Origin of the sequence: Marisediminitalea alba (genome assembly GCF_002993365.1) — a bacterium.
In the GTDB taxonomy this organism is placed as follows: Bacteria; Pseudomonadota; Gammaproteobacteria; order Enterobacterales; family Alteromonadaceae; genus Alteromonas; species Alteromonas alba.
This window is the reverse complement of the sequence record NZ_PVNP01000210.1, coordinates 1-1,423: the sequence shown is the minus strand read 5'-3', so window position 1 is coordinate 1,423 and position 1,423 is coordinate 1. Positions and strand designations below refer to the sequence as shown.

Sequence of the window (1,423 nt, the reverse complement as noted above, 5' to 3'; positions counted from 1 at the left end):
ACAAAGCCTGATGGTGACTTGCCGCCTGCAAGGCGTCAATCCCTACCATTACCTCGTGGATGTATTGCAGCGTGTAGCACTGCATCCGGCCAAAGACGTACTCGACCTGACGCCAAGAGTCTGGAAAGAGAGATTCGCGGACAAAAAATTAACGAGCGACTTAGATAAAATGGGGTGATCCGGGTCTATATTGATCGCTTACGTAACGCCTATCGTTTTCAGCCCTTTCCATTCAGGGAACCTACTCACTAACGATGCCGCATCCATAACATGGTACGCTCTTGCTTCGCCTCTTCCGTGATTTTTCTCCAGACAAATGACTTCTTGATTTACAGCACCCGCAAGCTCATTGCGCACGGCATCATGAAGTTCCTTTTGATTGCCTTTTAGAGCAAGAAGATAATCACCACCACTCTCTACAATCTTCTCCGCAATAGTAGTTTGGCAGCCCATCGCATCTATTGATATCAAGCAACCTTTGATATCCAGCAGGTTCAGTAAGGCTGGAATGGCTGTGATTTCATTCGACTTACTCTGGGTCTTAATTTGCCCCAATACCACATTATTTTCGGCTGCAAACGCATTCACCATATGGATGGCTGATTGCCTGTCTTCACGATTGTATGAACCGCAAAGCCGCTTACCGTCAATCGCAATTAACTGTCCGTCGGATAGCTCTGCGACTGACTGCATCCAACCAATAAAACAGCGCTGAAACTGTTCGCTATCGACTCTTGATATCACACGAGCAATCGTGTCATGAACGGGCAATCCATTTTTGAATAGGCCTTTCTCGCGGAACCAGTCAAAGTGTAAATCACCAAAATCTTCGATGTCTTCCCAGCCTTTGGCACCAGCGATGGAAGCACACACAACAAGGAATAAAATATCAGTGAATAAATGCGCCACCTTAGCTGATTGGCGAGGATCTTCTAACTCACTAAAAAGCTGCTCAAATGCACCTGTACCCATGACTCTCTCCGCAAAAGAGAGTATAAGATCACAGTCACTATATTTCGTCCAGTTGTAATATTTATTGTTAACTCAGCTGGTCAATTAATGTTCGTGATCTTGCCCTGGAGACCGATGGAACAAACGCCTTACCGGCAGATAAAAAACCGGTGAAGGCCCACGCAACAGGCACTGGATATTATCGCCACACTCTACCGGCATGAAAAAAACATCCGGGATAAGCAATCAGACCTGGCTGATATCCATACCTACCGGCAACAACACAGCGAACCCTTAGTCACTGAGTTCTTCCGGTGGGTCTACCAACAACGCCAGCGCACCGATTTACTGCCCAAATCCCCCTTCGCCAAGGCGCTTCACTATGCGCATGAGCGGGAGAGCCAACTCAAGGTGTTCCTGAGTAACCCGGCGTTACCCCTGGATACCAATCATCTGGAACGGGCACTGCGGG

General features: G+C 47.7%; 1 protein-coding gene and 2 pseudogenes. 2 read left to right on the top strand and 1 reads right to left on the bottom strand.

Translation table 11 applies throughout. The annotated features are described in order from the left end of the window. A partial coding sequence (locus C6Y40_RS22750; protein WP_146129465.1) for a transposase domain-containing protein occupies nucleotides 1–178 on the top strand: 178 nt, incomplete at its 5' end. Nucleotides 179–204: 26 nt separating this feature from the next. Here the strand turns inward: C6Y40_RS22750 and C6Y40_RS22745 are convergent. Then, nucleotides 205–972 (bottom strand): annotated as a pseudogene (locus C6Y40_RS22745) (ISAs1 family transposase); the annotation flags it as partial. 162 nt (nucleotides 973–1,134) lie between these two features. Here C6Y40_RS22745 and C6Y40_RS22740 point away from each other — a divergent pair. Next, nucleotides 1,135–1,423 (top strand): annotated as a pseudogene (locus C6Y40_RS22740) (IS66 family transposase); the annotation flags it as partial.